The 16,221-nt window shown below is 45.0% G+C and carries 16 protein-coding genes; 7 read left to right on the top strand and 9 right to left on the bottom strand.

All coding sequences use genetic code 11. From position 1 onward, the window contains the following. The first annotated feature begins 481 nt into the window (after nt 1–481). The 3 genes from D1814_RS04910 (at nt 482) to D1814_RS04900 (ending at nt 5,232) form a co-directional block, all read left to right on the top strand. Complete coding sequence (locus D1814_RS04910) at nt 482–2,545, top strand: transglycosylase SLT domain-containing protein (RefSeq protein WP_118490361.1); 2,064 nt, start codon at nt 482–484, stop codon at nt 2,543–2,545. 176 nt (nt 2,546–2,721) lie between these two features. Next, complete coding sequence (pepQ, locus tag D1814_RS04905; RefSeq protein WP_118490360.1) at nt 2,722–4,053, top strand: Xaa-Pro dipeptidase; 1,332 nt, start codon at nt 2,722–2,724, stop codon at nt 4,051–4,053. A 462-nt stretch (nt 4,054–4,515) separates the two neighbouring features. After that, nucleotides 4,516–5,232 carry a ZIP family metal transporter gene (locus tag D1814_RS04900; protein WP_118490359.1) on the top strand — a complete coding sequence of 239 codons (717 nt, stop codon included), beginning with the start codon at nt 4,516–4,518 and terminating at the stop codon, nt 5,230–5,232. Nucleotides 5,233–5,435: 203 nt separating this feature from the next. Here D1814_RS04900 and ispB read toward each other — a convergent pair whose 3' ends face one another. Then, nucleotides 5,436–6,410, bottom strand: coding sequence for an octaprenyl diphosphate synthase (ispB, locus tag D1814_RS04895; protein WP_118495314.1), 975 nt, complete (start codon nt 6,408–6,410; stop codon nt 5,436–5,438). A gap of 881 nt (nt 6,411–7,291) precedes the next feature. Between ispB and rplU the strand changes: the two genes are divergently transcribed. The 3 genes from rplU (at nt 7,292) to cgtA (ending at nt 9,311) form a co-directional block, all read left to right on the top strand. Beyond that, nucleotides 7,292–7,603, top strand: a complete 312-nt coding sequence (gene rplU, locus D1814_RS04885) for a 50S ribosomal protein L21 (protein ID WP_012517169.1) — start codon at nt 7,292–7,294, stop codon at nt 7,601–7,603. 15 nt (nt 7,604–7,618) lie between these two features. Beyond that, entirely contained in the window at nt 7,619–7,876 is a 258-nt protein-coding gene (gene rpmA / locus D1814_RS04880; RefSeq protein WP_012517170.1) for a 50S ribosomal protein L27, read from the top strand. A 256-nt stretch (nt 7,877–8,132) separates the two neighbouring features. After that, the gene (gene cgtA, locus D1814_RS04875; protein ID WP_118490357.1) at nt 8,133–9,311 is read left to right on the top strand and encodes an Obg family GTPase CgtA; all 1,179 of its coding nucleotides are present in this window, start codon (nt 8,133–8,135) and stop codon (nt 9,309–9,311) included. Nucleotides 9,312–9,524: 213 nt separating this feature from the next. Here the strand turns inward: cgtA and D1814_RS04870 are convergent, their stop codons facing one another. Next, nucleotides 9,525–9,890: a hypothetical protein gene (locus tag D1814_RS04870; protein WP_118490356.1), complete on the bottom strand. Its 366-nt coding sequence runs from the start codon at nt 9,888–9,890 to the stop codon at nt 9,525–9,527. A 163-nt stretch (nt 9,891–10,053) separates the two neighbouring features. Between D1814_RS04870 and folA the strand changes: the two genes are divergently transcribed. After that, complete coding sequence (gene folA / locus D1814_RS04865) at nt 10,054–10,551, top strand: type 3 dihydrofolate reductase (RefSeq protein WP_118495313.1); 498 nt, start codon at nt 10,054–10,056, stop codon at nt 10,549–10,551. Nucleotides 10,552–10,681: 130 nt separating this feature from the next. On the opposite strand, the gene rpoS is transcribed toward folA, so the two are convergent. The 7 genes from rpoS to ispD form a co-directional block, all read right to left on the bottom strand. Continuing rightward, nucleotides 10,682–11,674, bottom strand: a complete 993-nt coding sequence (rpoS, locus tag D1814_RS04860) for an RNA polymerase sigma factor RpoS (RefSeq protein ID WP_118490355.1) — start codon at nt 11,672–11,674, stop codon at nt 10,682–10,684. A 72-nt stretch (nt 11,675–11,746) separates the two neighbouring features. Continuing rightward, the gene (locus tag D1814_RS04855) at nt 11,747–12,616 is read right to left on the bottom strand and encodes a peptidoglycan DD-metalloendopeptidase family protein (RefSeq protein WP_162889819.1); all 870 of its coding nucleotides are present in this window, start codon (nt 12,614–12,616) and stop codon (nt 11,747–11,749) included. 1 nt (nt 12,617) lies between these two features. Next, a complete protein-coding gene (locus D1814_RS04850) occupies nt 12,618–13,196 on the bottom strand; it encodes a YqaA family protein (protein WP_118490354.1) in 579 nt (192 codons plus the stop codon). Then, the gene (locus D1814_RS04845) at nt 13,193–13,828 is read right to left on the bottom strand and encodes a protein-L-isoaspartate(D-aspartate) O-methyltransferase (RefSeq protein WP_118490353.1); all 636 of its coding nucleotides are present in this window, start codon (nt 13,826–13,828) and stop codon (nt 13,193–13,195) included. Before D1814_RS04845 ends, D1814_RS04850 begins: the two co-directional genes overlap by 4 nt. Before the next feature lie 81 nt (nt 13,829–13,909). After that, nucleotides 13,910–14,995, bottom strand: coding sequence for a tRNA pseudouridine(13) synthase TruD (gene truD, locus D1814_RS04840; protein ID WP_118490352.1), 1,086 nt, complete (start codon nt 14,993–14,995; stop codon nt 13,910–13,912). After that, the gene (ispF, locus tag D1814_RS04835; protein WP_118490351.1) at nt 14,992–15,465 is read right to left on the bottom strand and encodes a 2-C-methyl-D-erythritol 2,4-cyclodiphosphate synthase; all 474 of its coding nucleotides are present in this window, start codon (nt 15,463–15,465) and stop codon (nt 14,992–14,994) included. Before ispF ends, truD begins: the two co-directional genes overlap by 4 nt. Beyond that, nucleotides 15,465–16,217: a 2-C-methyl-D-erythritol 4-phosphate cytidylyltransferase gene (gene ispD, locus D1814_RS04830; RefSeq protein WP_118490350.1), complete on the bottom strand. Its 753-nt coding sequence runs from the start codon at nt 16,215–16,217 to the stop codon at nt 15,465–15,467. Before ispD ends, ispF begins: the two co-directional genes overlap by 1 nt. Between the last annotated feature and the right edge of the window lie 4 nt (nt 16,218–16,221).

Raw genomic sequence — 16,221 nt, 5'->3', positions numbered from 1 at the left:
CATTGGCCAGGATGTTAGTGAAGTAATCCAACTAATTTGTAGGGTCGTATGCATTCACTAACGCGTTAGGGTGGCTAGATTCTTTACAAAGCCACACAAAATTTCAACAAAAAATCAAACAAGCGTTTCAATTTGTCTAAGGTAGTGGTCCGATGACTTAAATTCAAGTGCAAATATCGAATTCAAGCTTCATTTCGGTATTAGTGGTTGTATAATGAGCGTTATTGGCGCAAAGCGCCAATCCAGCAAAAGAATAATCTACAATCATGTCAACTATGTTTGTAAAGCATAGCTAACGACAGCTGGCACAACATCTTCTTTGGCACGGAGCCAGACTGAAATTTTCCCTTTGTTTATAGAACAAATGTAGTGGGTCAGTCGTAATGCTGCTTTATCGGCAACATTTTACAATCAGCTCGATTAGGCTAATTTTTTGGCTTTCATAGGTCATTCGAGTGTAAAGCAGGGTAGGAGTTCTATTGTGTCTGGTTTTTATTTTAGTTCGAAGTTAGGTCAGCACTCGTTGGCAAAAAACAATAAATTACTCGCCACGCTAGTGGGGGCGCTAGCTTGCTCGCTTTCCTTAGTTTTCTCTATCAGCGCATGGGCTACACAGCCGTTAACGCTACCCAATGATATTTTTGAAAAAGATCGTGCCCGCTATTTAGAAGTTGAAAGGAAGTTACTTAGTTACTCGAAATACCGCCTTCAACGCCTTGATAACGACATTTATGAGTTAGCGCATTATCCACTTTATCCGTACCTGCTGCGGCTTAGACTAGAGCGCACAATGTCAATCAAAACAAAGCGCGAAGTTAAGCAGTTTTTAGATGACTTTAACGGCCAACCCGTTAGCTATGGCCTGCGTTACAAGTGGTTGAAGTATCTTGCAAAGAACAATTACCGCAGTACGTTTTTAGACAATTATCGCCCCGGCATGGGAGCAAGGCTTACCTGTATTGCGCTTAACTACCGTTTAAAAGAGGGAGAAAGCGAAAAAGATATTCTGCGTGAAGTAGATGCGCTTTGGCTTCATGGTCAGTCGCAACCCGATGAATGCGATCCGCTTTTTGCAAAGTGGAAAAAAGCGGGCATGATGACACCAGACATGGTGATAAAACGTATTGAAATTGCGGCAAAAGAAGATAACCGAAGTATTATTTCTTATCTGAAGCGCCAACTTCCTAGTGATAAGCAATACCTTGCTGACGCATGGCTTTCGGTAACCCGCGACACCAGCCGCGTTAATAAAACCGCGCTTTTTCCACTTAAAAATGCATCTCATGAAGCTGAGGTGATGGTATGGGCAATAGAAAAACTAGCGTGGCGAAACCCTGATTTAGCGGGCAAGGTATTTAACCGCTACAACGATAAGAACGTATTTTCCAACGCCCAGCAACACGTTATGCGTCGAGCGATTGCGCTTAGCTACACGTTAGATCGCCTTCCTCAAGCCCATCACTGGCTAGAACTTGCCGATGTTAGCGGTGCCAGTGAAGATATAAAACTGTGGCATATTTCCCATTTGCTACGCACAAAAAAATGGAAGGAAGTGGTTAGTGTTATTGATAGCGCCTCCGCTAGCCTGCAACAAGAGGAAAACTATCGATACTGGAAAGCCCGTGCCTTAGAAGCGCTCGGTCAAACTATGCAGGCTACTGTGCTTTATAAAGAACTCGCGCAAGAGCGTCACTATTACGGGTTTATGGCAAGTGCGCACATAGGCGAAATTCCGTCGCTCGCACACACGCCAGCGCCAAGAAACACGGCGGCTATTGCTAGTGTGGCGAAAACCCCTGCCACCATGCGCGCTGTAGAATTTTTCCGGTTAGACAGAACCACAGAAGCGCGCAGAGAGTGGTATTACTTGCTTTCCCACTTGCCTGAGTCGAAGGTGACCGATGCGGGCATACTCGCTTATGAGTGGGGGCTGTACGACCAAGCAATTACCAGTTTCGCGAGAAGCGGCTATTGGGACGATGTCGAACGCCGATTTCCACTAGCGTTTAGCGATGTATTTAGCGAAAAATCGCAGGCATACAGTATATCGAAGTCGCTTGCGATGGCTATTGCTCGTCGTGAAAGCTCGTTTAGAAGCGATGCTATCTCTCCGGTTGGGGCAGCAGGTTTGATGCAGCTTATGCCAGGAACAGCGCGCTACGTGGCAAAAGAAAAAGTAAGTAGAAACAAGCTGTTCAAAGTCGACGACAACGTGGACTATGGCGTGCAGTACCTACGTTATTTAATGGACAAGCTCAATAACAACCCAGTGCTGGTATCTGCATCGTACAATGCCGGTTGGCGCAAAGTGCTGGAGTGGTTGCCTGCTAATGAAGCGTTACCGGTTGATATCTGGATTGAGAATATCCCTTATAAAGAAACCCGCGCTTACGTAAAAGCGGTAATGGCTTATCAGCATATTTACGATCAGCAGCTAGGCGGAAACGAGAATATATTCCCTCAACTTACCCGCGATATGATCCCATCTGCAGATGCGGTAAGTACACATCCGGTAACAGGAACACTTCAACTAGCGCCACATTAGCTACATAGAGTTAGGCGTATGCAGATACGCCTTCAACTACGTCTTTGGCGGCGAGAATTGGCGACTTAACGTAAACGATAGCGTAGCGGTCTGAGCCAGTATGCATGACATACTGGCCTCGTGATACACTAGTAGCTAATGTGTTCCACCTAACGATTAAAAAGATAAGAGGGGCTATGTCGCAACATCAAGCAACCTACCAACAGCATATCGAAGAGCTTCAAGCTCGTACCCGCGAAGCATTACAGCGAGAAGGGCTAGACGGACTGGTGATTCACTCGGGGCAGGGCAAGCGCCTTTTTCTAGACGATAATCACTACCCGTTTAAGGTAAACCCGCAGTTCAAAGCATGGGTGCCAGTTATTGCTAACCCTAACTGTTGGCTGGTGGTGAACGGTGTAGACAAGCCTACGCTTATTTTCTATCGTCCCGAAGACTTCTGGCATAAAGTGCCGCCAGAGCCAAATGATTTCTGGACTGACAGCTTCGACATTAAATTGCTTCAACAGGCCGATGCAGTAGAGAAGTTCCTGCCTTATGACAAAAGCCGTTTTGCTTATGTAGGCGAATACATAGAAGTCGCTAAAGCGCTAGGCTTTGATAACGTAAACCCAGACCGTGTATTGCATTATTTGCACTATCAACGTGCTTATAAAACCGATTACGAGCTGGACTGCATGCGCGAAGCTAACAAGCTTGCGGTAGCTGGGCACAAAGCGGCTGAACAAGCTTTCCGAGAAGGAAAAAGCGAGTTTGATATTAACCTTGCTTATGCAGCGGCAAGCCGACAAGGTGACAACGATGTGCCTTACACCAGCATTGTGGCACTTAATGAACACGCTTCAATTCTTCACTATATGCAGTGCGATACTGTAGCGCCAAAAGAGTCACGTTCGTTTTTGATTGATGCGGGGGCGAATTATCATGGCTATGCGGCAGATATTACCCGTACTTATGCGCAAGATGGTGTTAAGAATTCTGCGATGTTTCGCGACCTTATTCAAGCGGTAGACAAGGTAACGCTGACTTTAGTCGATTCGTTGAAACCTAGTGTAGCTTATAGCGATATACATTTGTTAGCCCATGATGGCATTGCACAAATTCTCCACGACACTGGCATGGTAAATTTAACGCCGCCAGAAATCGTAGAAATGGGCATTACTCGCACCTTCTTCCCGCACGGTATTGGCCACTTCTTGGGCCTTCAGGTGCACGACGTAGGTGGTCTTGTAAACGACGATCGCGGTACGCCTAAGCCTGCGCCTGATGACCATCCGTTCTTGCGCTGTACGCGAATGGTTGAAGCCCGTCAGGTGTTTACTATTGAACCTGGCTTGTACTTCATTGAAAGCTTGCTTCGTGACCTGAAAGCGACGCCAGCTTCTAAATACATCAACTGGGATACTATTGATGCATACAAGCCGTTTGGCGGCATTCGTATTGAAGATAATATTATTGTGCATCGCGATAAGAACGAAAATATGACCCGAGAGCTAGATTTAAATTAATCGAGCTTTTTTGAGCATAGTTAACCGCAAGCTCAAACTATTTTCTGGAGTGCAAAGAGCAGCGCAAGGCTGCTCTTTTTTATTGAGCGCGTAGAAAAAGATTCTGAAATTTATATTTATACCAATTCGCATAGATAATTGCCCACTCAGAAGGCGCTGGCAAGCTTCATAGCGAAGCGTGGGAATGTAGGAATGGCTGTCCCTTTCAAATTCCCAGAATGAAGCTAGGATGCTTGCCAGACCTTCCCGAAGGGCGAGTTTAAAATGTACGTACTCTTTGTTGTGTCACCTTGATGTAGAACCACTATACCTGCGGTAACACGCCGCGATTACGAACATTTTAAATCTCGCTGAGTGGGTAATAATCTGTGCGGACTGGTATTATTTGTAAACCAATGGTGCTGTGTGAAGTAATTAATTAATAAATAAACATGTACTGACAAAAGCGAGAAAGGAGTCTTTATGTCACAAGGCGATATTGTAGGTTTATTGGTAATGGCAACGGTAGCTGGCCTTGCGATGCCTGCGGGCGCTATCTTAGCGACGTATCAGGGCATCCAACCTAAGTGGTTAGAAAAAGAGTTACGCCATGGCATTTTAGCGCTTGGTGCGGGGGCGTTGATCTCTGCGGTAGGTTTAGTACTTGTGCCCGAAGGGATAAAAGACGTATCGGTATTTGCTGCCATAATATGTTTTATTGGTGGCGCTTTATCTTTTATGGCCCTAGATATCTATTTAGCGAAAAAGAAAACTGCAGGCAGCCAGCTAGCCGCTATGCTGAGTGACTTTGTGCCAGAATCTATCGCTCTTGGTACTACAGCAGCATTAGGCGGTGGGACTATGCTATTAGGCCTATTGATCGCGGTTCAAAATTTACCTGAAGGTTTTAACGCCTACAGAGAAATGCTGCCCAAAAACAAACAGCGTAGCAATAAACTCATTGTTATCTTTGTTCTGATGGCCTTACTCGGGCCGTTATTCAGTTTGCTAGGCTTTTACTATTTAGCCCAGTTCCCAGTGGTCATGAGTGGGATTATGTTGTTCGCTGCAGGTGGTATTCTTTATTCAGTGTTCCAAGATATCGCCCCGCAAATTCGCATGGAGAATCACTGGCTACCTCCGCTTGGGGGGATTCTTGGCTTCTTAGTAGGGCTTGTAGGTTTTATGCTTGAAGGCTAGCTCATAAATAGTGCCCTTAGCCTAAACGTTTGTTTTGATGATGAGTCAACGCAGAGAAAGTTCTCTGGTGAAATGGCTTGTAAGACCTTCGAAAAGGTTCTGAGTATCTATAAGTTGAAGCCTACGCTTTAAAAGCTATGCAGGCGTCGCCCACAAAAAAGGCGTGTTGGTTACAACACGCCTTCTCATACCATTTATTGTAATTAGCTCGTACGCTCAATTGAAATATGTGCCAGCGCAACAAGCGCGTCTTTGTATTCAGAGTTTTCTATAGCGTTTAAGCTATCAATGGCCATTTGCACTTCTTTTTGTGCGCATTCACGTGTGTAGTCCAAAGCGCCGGTTTCTTCCATAATACCTTGAATACGCGTTAAATGTGGAAGGCCATTGCTTTGTTCAATAGCTTCTTGGATAAGCGCCTTGTCGTCGTCATTTCTTGCGTGCCACATAGCGTACAGTAATGGCAGCGTAGGCTTACCTTCAGCTAAGTCGTCGCCCGCATTTTTGCCCATTTCTTCGCTGTCTGCCATGTAGTCCAGAATATCGTCAGCTAGTTGAAAGGCAGTGCCTAGGTGTTTGCCGTATTCTTGCATGGCGTGTTCAATGTGCTCGTCCTGGTCAGTCAAAACAGCCGCTAACTGTGTTGCTGCTTCAAACAGGCGGGCCGTTTTACCATAAATAACATCAAAGTAGCGGGCTTCTGTAGTGCTGGCATCGTTACAATTCATCAACTGCAACACTTCGCCTTCTGCTATTTGGTTTGTAGCTTCCGACAATATTTCCATAACGCGCATGCGCTTAAGGCTCACCATCATTTGGAAAGAGCGGGTGTAAAGAAAGTCACCTACTAATACAGACGCCTGATTACCAAAGATAGCATTCGCAGTCTCTCGACCTCTACGCATGGTCGACTCGTCAACCACATCGTCATGCAGCAGGGTCGCGGTATGGATGAATTCCACAATGGCTGCAAGGGTGTGATGGTCGTTGTTACCTATGCCCATTGCCCGCGCACTTAACACGGTAAGTAGGGGGCGTAAGCGTTTGCCGCCACTGTTTACAATATAAAAGCCAAGCTGATTAATAAGGGCAACATCAGAATCGACTTGTTGTTGGATCAGCTGGTTAACCGCCTGCATATCATCATTAGACAGGGCGCGGATTTGATCTATATCCATAGGCATGGCAATAAATACTTACTCTTACGTCTTGGGCAATGGTTGCTGGCGATTGTACCTTAATCATCGGTACTATCCACCAAATTGTCTTAAAAAATGACGGCTTAACGTATTTACGTGTAATTATAGGCACTCTTAGTTGTTTTTCCTTTCAAAGGGAGATTTTTTTACGTTTTACGTTCGGATAGTAATGCGCTCCATTGGTAACTAAACCTAACAGTTACACGACTGAACTGGGCGAGTATTTAAAGAGGGTGGTTAGTTCCGTAAATTAATGGATCCCGCCTCAAGCCTATTTGATGAGGAAACGATCTAAACTGGCGATCCCATATACAATCGAAAAGTAAAACTATAAAGAGTAGTGGCTATGTCCAAAAAGCAATTGGGGGCACAGTTAATCTCGTACGAAACGGCCTTTTACGTTTTATCTGATAGTGCCGATCTCTTCGAGATCTCATTTGTGCGACCGTTAATGTCCTTTGTCGGATCGCTAATACCCTTTGTCGGATCGCTAATGGCTTTTATCAGATCGCTTGTTACTTTTGTCGGATAACTATCGGCGCAAGTCCAACCGTTAGTGGCCTTAATGAATTCGCTGTAGTCTTGCTCTCGCTTTTCGTTAATATTCTGTAGAAATAGCTCAGGTTTCCATAGTTAGCGATCCTACTTTTTTTGCTGATTTCTCAAAATAATTTGTGATTTTTAATAGTTTCTCAGTATTTGAAGCTGCATCAAATAAGCAATTGAGGCATAATTCGCCCCATGTTGGAAAAATAATCATTTTTTCTGCGAATCGGGCTTGTGATTTACGGATGTTTCACGTACAATTCGCGCCCTGTTTTTTGAATTGAAGCGTCAGTGGACGCAGAGCGGAGTTAACTATGTACGCGGTTTTCCAAAGTGGCGGTAAACAACACCGTGTGGCCGAAGGCCAAACCGTTCGTCTTGAAAAAATCGAAGTAGCCCCAGGCGAAACGGTTGAATTTGACAAAGTTTTAATGGTAAGCAACGGTGACGACGTAAAAATCGGCACACCAATCGTTGCTGGTGGTAAGGTGACTGCTGAGGTTGTTACACACGGTCGTGGCGATAAAGTAAAAATCGTTAAGTTCCGTCGTCGTAAGCACTCTCGTAAGCAAGCGGGTCACCGTCAGTGGTTCACAGAAGTGAAAATCACTGGTATCAACGCATAATAGGAGCACGAACACATGGCACACAAAAAAGCTGGTGGTAGTACCAAAAACGGTCGTGATTCAGAGAGTAAACGCCTAGGTGTTAAGCGCTTTGGTGGCGAATCTGTTCTTGCTGGTAACATCATTGTTCGTCAACGTGGTACTCGTTTCCACGCTGGTGACAACATGGGTATCGGTAAAGACCACACGTTGTTTGCACTAAAAGACGGTAAAGTTCAGTTCGATGTTAAAGGACCGAAGAACCGTAAATTTGTAAGCATCGTAGCTGAGTAAGCGCGAAAGCTTCTCGCCGAACAGGCTTAGAAAAACCCCGCGCTTGCGGGGTTTTTTGTTTTGTGAAACCTTTCTTTCTTTTACTGTTCTTATTTATAGCGTGTAAATTCTAGAACGAATTAGCGCTAGGCAAGGTTTTACTTCTCGTTTTTTAGAATGCTAAGCAGACACAAAAGCGCCAATGGGCAATTTGGTGTAAACTTAGTATTCGCATTAAAAAGTTAATAACCCACGGCATTACAGCCCGGAGTGATAAATGAAATTTGTAGATGAAGCTGAAATTCGCGTTGAAGCCGGTGACGGCGGCAACGGTACCATTGGCTTTAGAAGGGAAAAATACGTACCTAAAGGTGGCCCGGATGGCGGCGACGGTGGTGACGGCGGCAGCGTATTCTTACAAGCCGATGAAAACCTAAATACATTGATCGATTATCGCTTCGAGCGTTTTCATCGCGCTGAACGCGGTCAGAATGGCCAGGGTAGCAATTGCATCGGTAAGAAAGGTCAAGATCTTACCGTGATGGTACCCGTGGGTACACGTGCTACTGACAGCGACACGGGCGAAGTATTAGGTGACCTAACCCGTCATGGTCAAAAGCTTAAAGTGGCACAAGGCGGTTTTCATGGTTTAGGTAATGCTCGCTTTAAAAGCAGTACTAACCGCGCACCACGTCAAAAAACTAATGGTACGCCAGGTGAAATTCGCAACCTTAAGCTAGAGCTTATGCTTCTAGCAGATGTGGGCTTACTTGGTATGCCAAACGCGGGTAAATCAACCTTTATTCGCTCTGTATCGGCGGCTAAACCTAAAGTGGCTGACTACCCGTTTACTACACTTGTACCTAACCTAGGTGTGGTTCGCCAAGATTCACAGCGTAGCTTTGTTGTCGCTGACATTCCTGGTTTGATTGAAGGTGCCGCCGATGGTGCTGGATTAGGTATACGCTTCTTAAAGCACTTAGAGCGCTGTCGTATTTTGCTACACGTGGTAGATATTTTCCCTGTAGATGAAACTGATCCGGCTGAAAATGCTAAAGCAATTATAGAAGAACTTGAAAAATACAGCCCTAAGCTAGCAGAAAAACCACGCTGGTTGGTATTTAACAAAGTTGATTTGTTGCTTGAGGAAGAAGCCGAAGAGCGCTGCCAGCAGGTTATCGACTCGTTAGAGTGGGATGGCCCAGTTTATCAAATCTCTGCGTTCCAGAAGATGAATTTAGATCCACTCTGTAACGACGTTATGGACTTCATTGAAACTCTTCCTGCAGAAATAGAAGAGGAAGAAGAGAAGAAAGAAGTAGAATTTAAGTGGGACACATACCACAAGAATACCCTTGAAGCTCATGATGAATTCGAAGACGACCTAGGTGATGATCTGGATGATGACGACTGGGACGAAGACGACTACGACGTGGAAGTTGAGTATCGTCGCTGAGAAACAGTCGTTGAGAAACAATCGCTGAGAAACAGTCGTTGAAAAATAGTCTTTGAGAAACGCTCGCTAAGAAACAGCCATTGAGAAGCACTGGTCGAAGAAGTTTCTGAAAGTTAGTGATTTAAACAGTTATAAGCAATCAGCTCACAAGACATTAAGCTCGTACATTTGCCAAAGCAAAGTGCGAGCTTTTTTGTATAGTGCACACCATTTCTACACCGCAAAGCGCAGTGGTATTATGTTGTTAGCAATATTGTTAGAGGCTTTTATTACAGTATGGGCTCTGTCTACTATGGCATTTCTGTGATGGGTAAGTCTCAAATGAAAATAAATATCTTCAAGCAAACTGGTCAAGTTCATAATTTTAGTCGTCATAGCGCTGTTTTCGCCACCATCAACTTCAAGCAATATGACGGCGATATCAAATGCACAACCAAGATAGGGAATCGCTTCACTTAACTGGCCACTTTGCATAAGCATAGTGCCCTGCATTTCGTCCCGTGCCATTACGTGTAGCGCTTCCTCTGGATTGTTGTAAACCCAGTCTGCATGTTTAGGGCATAAATAAGTTATAAGCATTATAGCCACCTCCTAGCTCTACACTAAAATACTTTTATAGCACATGCAAATGATAATTGTTATTGTTTGCTTCAAGGGTTTGGCGCATTTCCTATTTGATGTTGATATACTTCACCTTGAAGAATTGGAACTTAGCCTGAAGGTGTAAAAAATGAAAATAGCGATGATTGCTGCTATGGCAAAAGACAGAATTATTGGCGCAGACAATGATATGCCGTGGCATTTACCCGCTGACTTGAAGCATTTTAAAGCTATTACTCTGGGCAAGGCCGTTATCATGGGGCGAAAAACTTATGAGTCGATTGGCAAAGCACTTCCTGGGCGGCCAAATATTGTTATTACCAGCAATGCTGACTACAGCTTATCTGACGCTACTGTGGTCGACTCGCCGGAGTCAGCGTTTGAAGTAGCAAAAGCGCTAAGTCACGACAGTGGAAAAAATGACGAGGTAATGATTATTGGTGGCGGCACTATCTACCAGTCATTTTTAGATAGAGCGGATACCTTGTACCTTACACATATTGATTTGGCGGTAGAGGGGGATACTCAGTTCCCAGATTATAAAGCAGCAGCACGCTGGACTGAAGTATCACGAGAAGCGCATAGCGCCGATGAAAAGAATGCGCATGCTTATACCTTTGTAACACTCATGAGAAACTAATATAGATAGATCTAGTGAAGAGTTGCTAGGTTACTTCGAGTTTAAAATAAAAAAATGCCAGTGTTGAAACGCTCGTTTAAGAGCGTCACAACACTGGCATTTCAGCGTTACTCTACAATGTGAGCAGGAGCTACTTCATTTGGTCGAACAAGTTCTCTAATGAAAGACCTTGGTGACCCAGCATATCCCGAAGGCGTCGAAGTGCTTCCACTTGAATTTGACGAACACGCTCGCGTGTTAAGCCAATCTCTGCACCTACATCTTCAAGAGTTGAAGGTTCATATCCCATAAGACCAAAACGGCGAGCGAGTACCTCGCGCTGCTTAGGATTTAGCTCTTCAAGCCAAGTGACAATATTACTCTTAATATCAGAGTCTTGTAAGCTCTCTTCAGGGCTAAACTCTTTCTCATCAGCAATAATATCAAGCAGTGCTTTATCATTTTCTCCGCCAATAGGTGTATCGACAGAGGTAATACGTTCATTTAAACGAAGCATCTTCGTTACATCTTCCACTGGCTTATCAAGTGCTGCCGCAATTTCTTCTGCAGTTGGCTCATGGTCAAGCTTTTGTGAAAGTTCACGAGAAGCACGTAAATAAACGTTTAATTCTTTTACTACGTGAATTGGCAAACGAATAGTACGCGTTTGATTCATAATAGCGCGTTCAATAGTTTGGCGAATCCACCAGGTTGCATACGTTGAAAAGCGGAATCCGCGTTCAGGATCAAACTTTTCCACTGCACGAATTAGACCCAAATTACCTTCTTCAATTAAATCGAGAAGTGCTAATCCACGGTTGTTATAACGGCGAGCAATCTTAACAACAAGGCGAAGGTTGCTAACAATCATACGTTTGCGAGAGGCTTCGCAGCCTTTCAGTGAGCGGCGCGCAAAATAAACTTCTTCTTCTGCGGTTAGCAGTGGTGAAAAACCAATCTCGCCTAGATAAAGCTGTGTGGCATCTAGGTTTTTAGGTTGGTCATCCTGACTGAAAATGGCATCGTCATTTTCTAGTTCAGCGTCGTTGGTTAAGGTTTCGTCAGCTTTCATATCAGCTGGCATATCGATGACATCTAAGTCATCTTGCGGTTTTGATTCCAAGGCTTTATTTGACTTACCCATCATGAATCTCCTGCTACAAGGTTTACCTTATGACGTTTCTCCTTTGTCTTTTTTTATTGTTATTTATTTTTATTATTTTAATACTGGCAGGTATTTCATCGGGTCTAATGATTTCCCTCTATACCTAACTTCAAAGTGAAGTTTTACCGAATTTGTTCCGCTATCACCCATGGTTGCAATTTGCTGCCCCGCTGACACCCATTCTCGTTCTTTAACTAAAATAGTGTCGTTGTAGGCGTAAGCACTTAAGAAAGTATCGGTATGTTTGATAATAACTAACTTACCGTAACCTCTTAAGGCACTCCCTGAGTAAACAACTTTTCCATCTGCTGCTGCGACAACTTTACTGCCTTTAGCACCAGCAATATCAATTCCTTTGTTGCCTGACTCTGACTTACTGAAGGTATCAACTAACTTACCTTCTGCTGGCCATACCCACTTTTGTACTTTGCTTGGGAAGCTCGTTGGCGTTTGTTTTTTGACGCTTTGTGACGGCTTCTTGACAGTCGTAACTTTTTGTGGCTTAACAACTTTTTCACTTTCACGATACGCTTGTGGCGATGGGCGGTCAACCAAACTTTTGTCTACTTTTGGAGTGGTCGGAGTTGCTGACTGTTTAGTCTTAACCTTAGATTTTATGGGGACTGCAGCTACATTTGAGGGTGGTGTAACCTTTAAAGTTTGACCAGGGAAAATGGTGTAAGGGGCTGATAACTGGTTGTATTTTGCTAGATCGCGATAGTCGTTTCCGGTGTACCAAGCTACTGCGTAAAGGGTGTCGCCTCGTTGTACTTTATAGGTATTTTTTGTGTATTCCTCGGTTCCATCCGAAACTTGGCTATTTAATAAAACAACAGGGGCTGGTGCTTTTCTTCCTGCACACCCCCCGATAAGTACACAAATATATAACAAAAAACCTATATAAAAAAGAGGCTTATGCATATCATCGCAGCAGTAAATAGGCGAGTACTACAAGGATGACAACTGCCCACCCAAGCACTTCTACATACTGTCTTAGCTTTTGCTCCATTGCGGCCCCTCCCCAGCGCATAAGTGCAGCGACCAAGAAGAATCGCGCGCCACGTCCTACCGCTGATGCAAGAATAAAGGGAAGAAATGCCATCTGTAAAAAGCCTGCACTTACTGTGAAGATCTTATAAGGGATGGGCGAGAAACCCGCTAAGAAGACTACCCATACACCATAGTCTTTAAACCATTGCATTGCGGTTTCAATTTTATGGGTATACCCCCAGCTTTCTATAAGCGGAGCTAGCCAAGCATCAAACGCAAAGTAACCAAGCCAGTAGCCCGCAATACCACCCAAAATAGAGGCAATGGTAGTAATCAGAGCAAACTGCCATGCCTTATTAGGCTGAGACAAGGCCATAGGTGCAAGCATAACGTCAGGAGGAATGGGGAAGAAAACTGACTCTGAGAAGCTTAACCCACCTAAATATTTGGTTGCGTGGCGATGTCTCGCCCAGCGTAATGCCATGTCATAACACGGCTCAAAAAGCTTCACATTAGCTCTCCTGCTACAAGGGGAACAAATCGAACCGATTCAATGGTCGACGTTTTAAGTTCCCCTTCAATCCTATCAATACACAGTAACGATTGTTGTTCGTTACCCACGGGAATTATAAGTCGCCCACCTTCTTTTAGCTGTTCGCACAAATCTTGGGGAAGGCTCGCAGCGGCAGCGGTAACAATAATAGCATCGTATGGGCCTTTTGATGCCCAGCCTTTCCAACCATCGCCGTGTTTCATTGCAATATTGTGAAGGTCGAGTTGATTCATTCGGCGCTTCGCTTGAAACTGCAATGATTTAATACGCTCTACACTAAACACTTTCGCAAATAGCTGTGCAAGAATAGCCGTTTGATAACCGGAGCCTGTGCCTATTTCCAGCACTTTTTCAGGTTTGTTGGGGCTATCAAGCAATAGCTCTGTCATTTTCGCAACAATGTAAGGCTGCGAAATTGTCTGGCCTTGGCCTATAGGCAATGCCGTATTTTGATAAGCCTTATGTTTTAGCGCATCGGGCAAGAAGCTCTCCCGCGGCGTACCAGCAATGGCGTTTAATACTGCTTGTGAACGTATTCCCTCGTTATAAAGCAGTTGTGCTAACGCGTCTCCTTTTCTAGAAGCTCTCATGATGTTGCGTACTTTCCTTTATTTTTATTCACAGCTACGCGAGGTTAAATCTGTTGCGCGCCACACTTTTATCAAAACTTTTTAAACCCGGTTAATGGGGGATAAGGTCTCCACGCACTCCCTAAGGACCGAGGTTGCAAAGCAGCCGCTCGGAAGCGCAAAGGAGATAGTAAATGTATCACCCTTACTCTGCCATTCAAGCTGTGAAGGCCAAATTTTTATCGCTCGGCGCTCTTGTTCGAACCCGCACTGGCTTAAAAAGTCGATAACTTCACTATTTTGCGCTGCTACTGACTGCTCCAATGCTAAGGCGTCAGCTTGCGTAACGAGAGCTCCTTTACCCCAAAGCGGGGCTGATGGGCACACGTCTTTTGCAGTAAAACGACGTTGTGCATCTTGTTGCTGTTCCGAGCCGTCAGCACCTTCGTTAATGAAAAAGCTATTTGACCCGGAAAGCACCAGTGCATCGCCTTGGTTTACTTGGTCGAATATGCCTTTTTCAAGGCGCGTTGAAAGCATTTCATTGAACAGCCAACTGCGCAGAGCAGAAAGCGCCATAGAGCGTTTGTTACGGTGCCTGATGGTTTCACCATTTACCATGCGTTCGGCCATTACCAGATTTCCGCCACGCTGTACTTCACCCATATCATTTAAGCGCATTACACCGAAGCGTTGCTCGCCGTAGTAATTAGGTACCCCGTGCTCTGTAATTTCTTGCAAACGCTCTTCAATAGCTTCTGGGTGTAATACCTGACGCAGAGTAATTGTAAAGTGATTGCCTTTAAGTTGACCCGTACGTAGCTTTTTGTTGTGACGCATTTGTTTGAGTACTTTAACGCCCTCCAGTTCGAAATTGCTAAAATCGAAATCTGGTTTACCGGGGGCGTGTATGCCAAACCACTGTTGTGTTACTGCGTATTTGTCTTTACGGCCAGCATAAGTAATTTGGCGCAGTGGCAGGTTAACGAAGCGCGCCAGTTGCTCAGCTACAAATGCGGTATTTGTGTTGGTTTTTTCAATAAACACAAACTGGTGCTCGCCTTCGCCGCAGGGCGTGTAGCCTAAATCTTCAACAACTTGAAAGTCGTCGGCTTGGAATTTAAAGATGCCAGTAGATACAGGCTTTGTGAAATAGTACTGCCAATGATCAGTGTTTAAGGGCTTCATAGTTTTTCCAATAGCACGACAGCATGAGAGGCAATGCCTTCTTTGCGGCCGGTGTAACCGAGTTTTTCAGTCGTCGTTGCTTTAACATTAATGTCGTCAAGCGCTACATTGCAGTCTTGCGCGATGATCTCGCGCATAGCTTTAATATGCGGGGCCATTTTGGGCGCCTGGGCCACTATCGTCATATCGGCATTGCTTAATTTGTAGCCTTTTTCTTTTACTACATTCACTACGTGGCGCAGCAGTACGCGACTGTCTGCACCTGCATAAGCATCGTCTGTATCAGGGAAATGCTTGCCGATATCCCCCAATGCTGCCGCACCTAGCATTGCATCGCAAAGTGCATGAAGCAACACGTCGCCATCAGAATGTGCCACAAGGCCTTGTTTGTAGTCGATGCGCACGCCACCTATGGTGATGGGGCCGTCGCCGCCAAATTTGTGTACATCAAAACCGTGTCCTATTCGCATTATAAGTTTGCCTTTTTATCTTGCGCGTTATGGCTTTGTAGATTATCGCCTTGCGCGCTAAATTTTTGCTTAAGATAGAATTCTGCCAAAGGAAGGTCGGCTGGGTGGGTAATTTTAATATTTGCTGGGCTTCCATTAACCATAGCTACCTTGTAGCCAGCAAGCTCCATAGCCGACGCTTCGTCAGTAATCGCTGCGCCTTTTGCTAAACCTTCCTGAAGGGCTCGCTTTAAAAGTATTGCGGGAAAAAGCTGTGGGGTTAGCGCATGCCACAGGCCGTCTCTGTCCTCAGTGTGAGAAATAATACTAGTATCAGTATTAGGCGCAACTCGCTTCATGGTATCTCTAACGGGGGTTGCCAGGATACCACCAGCCACCGACTCATTGTCTATCAAGGCAATAAGCGCTGAAATATCGCTCTTTTCAATACACGGGCGGGCAGCATCATGCACTAAAGCCCAATCATCCTCGCCCAAAGACATGATGCCGTTGAGTACGCTGTCAGCTCGTTCTTTGCCACCATCTACCACGTGAATTGGTTTTTCCCGCAATCTATAGGTATCAAAGTATGCATCGCCTGGGCTAATGGCCACCACAACCTCGTTAACTAATGGGTGGGTTAACAACGCGTCTATGGTGTGTTCAAGAATAGTTTTACCGTTTAAGGTAAGGTATTGTTTGGGACGGTCGGCTTTCATTCGGCTGCCAACTCCGGCTGCGGGGATAACCGCAACAACGCGGGGCGATGTCATTTTC

Source organism: Alteromonas sp. BL110 (genome assembly GCF_003443615.1).
Taxonomy (GTDB): Bacteria; Pseudomonadota; Gammaproteobacteria; order Enterobacterales; family Alteromonadaceae; genus Alteromonas.
The sequence above is the reverse complement of the archived record's forward strand: the minus strand, read 5'-3'. Positions and strand labels throughout refer to the sequence as shown.

Coding starts and splice junctions, on each gene's coding strand:
- folA (WP_118495313.1), top strand. CDS start 10,054: ATGATTGCTGCTATGGCAAAAGACAGAATTATTGGCGCAGACAATGAT.
- D1814_RS04855 (WP_162889819.1), bottom strand. CDS start 12,616: ATGCATAAGCCTCTTTTTTATATAGGTTTTTTGTTATATATTTGTGTA.
- rplU (WP_012517169.1), top strand. CDS start 7,292: ATGTACGCGGTTTTCCAAAGTGGCGGTAAACAACACCGTGTGGCCGAA.
- D1814_RS04900 (WP_118490359.1), top strand. CDS start 4,516: ATGTCACAAGGCGATATTGTAGGTTTATTGGTAATGGCAACGGTAGCT.
- truD (WP_118490352.1), bottom strand. CDS start 14,995: ATGAAGCCCTTAAACACTGATCATTGGCAGTACTATTTCACAAAGCCT.
- ispB (WP_118495314.1), bottom strand. CDS start 6,410: ATGGATATAGATCAAATCCGCGCCCTGTCTAATGATGATATGCAGGCG.
- rpoS (WP_118490355.1), bottom strand. CDS start 11,674: ATGGGTAAGTCAAATAAAGCCTTGGAATCAAAACCGCAAGATGACTTA.
- ispD (WP_118490350.1), bottom strand. CDS start 16,217: ATGACATCGCCCCGCGTTGTTGCGGTTATCCCCGCAGCCGGAGTTGGC.
- D1814_RS04870 (WP_118490356.1), bottom strand. CDS start 9,890: ATGCTTATAACTTATTTATGCCCTAAACATGCAGACTGGGTTTACAAC.
- pepQ (WP_118490360.1), top strand. CDS start 2,722: ATGTCGCAACATCAAGCAACCTACCAACAGCATATCGAAGAGCTTCAA.
- ispF (WP_118490351.1), bottom strand. CDS start 15,465: ATGCGAATAGGACACGGTTTTGATGTACACAAATTTGGCGGCGACGGC.
- cgtA (WP_118490357.1), top strand. CDS start 8,133: ATGAAATTTGTAGATGAAGCTGAAATTCGCGTTGAAGCCGGTGACGGC.
- rpmA (WP_012517170.1), top strand. CDS start 7,619: ATGGCACACAAAAAAGCTGGTGGTAGTACCAAAAACGGTCGTGATTCA.
- D1814_RS04845 (WP_118490353.1), bottom strand. CDS start 13,828: ATGAGAGCTTCTAGAAAAGGAGACGCGTTAGCACAACTGCTTTATAAC.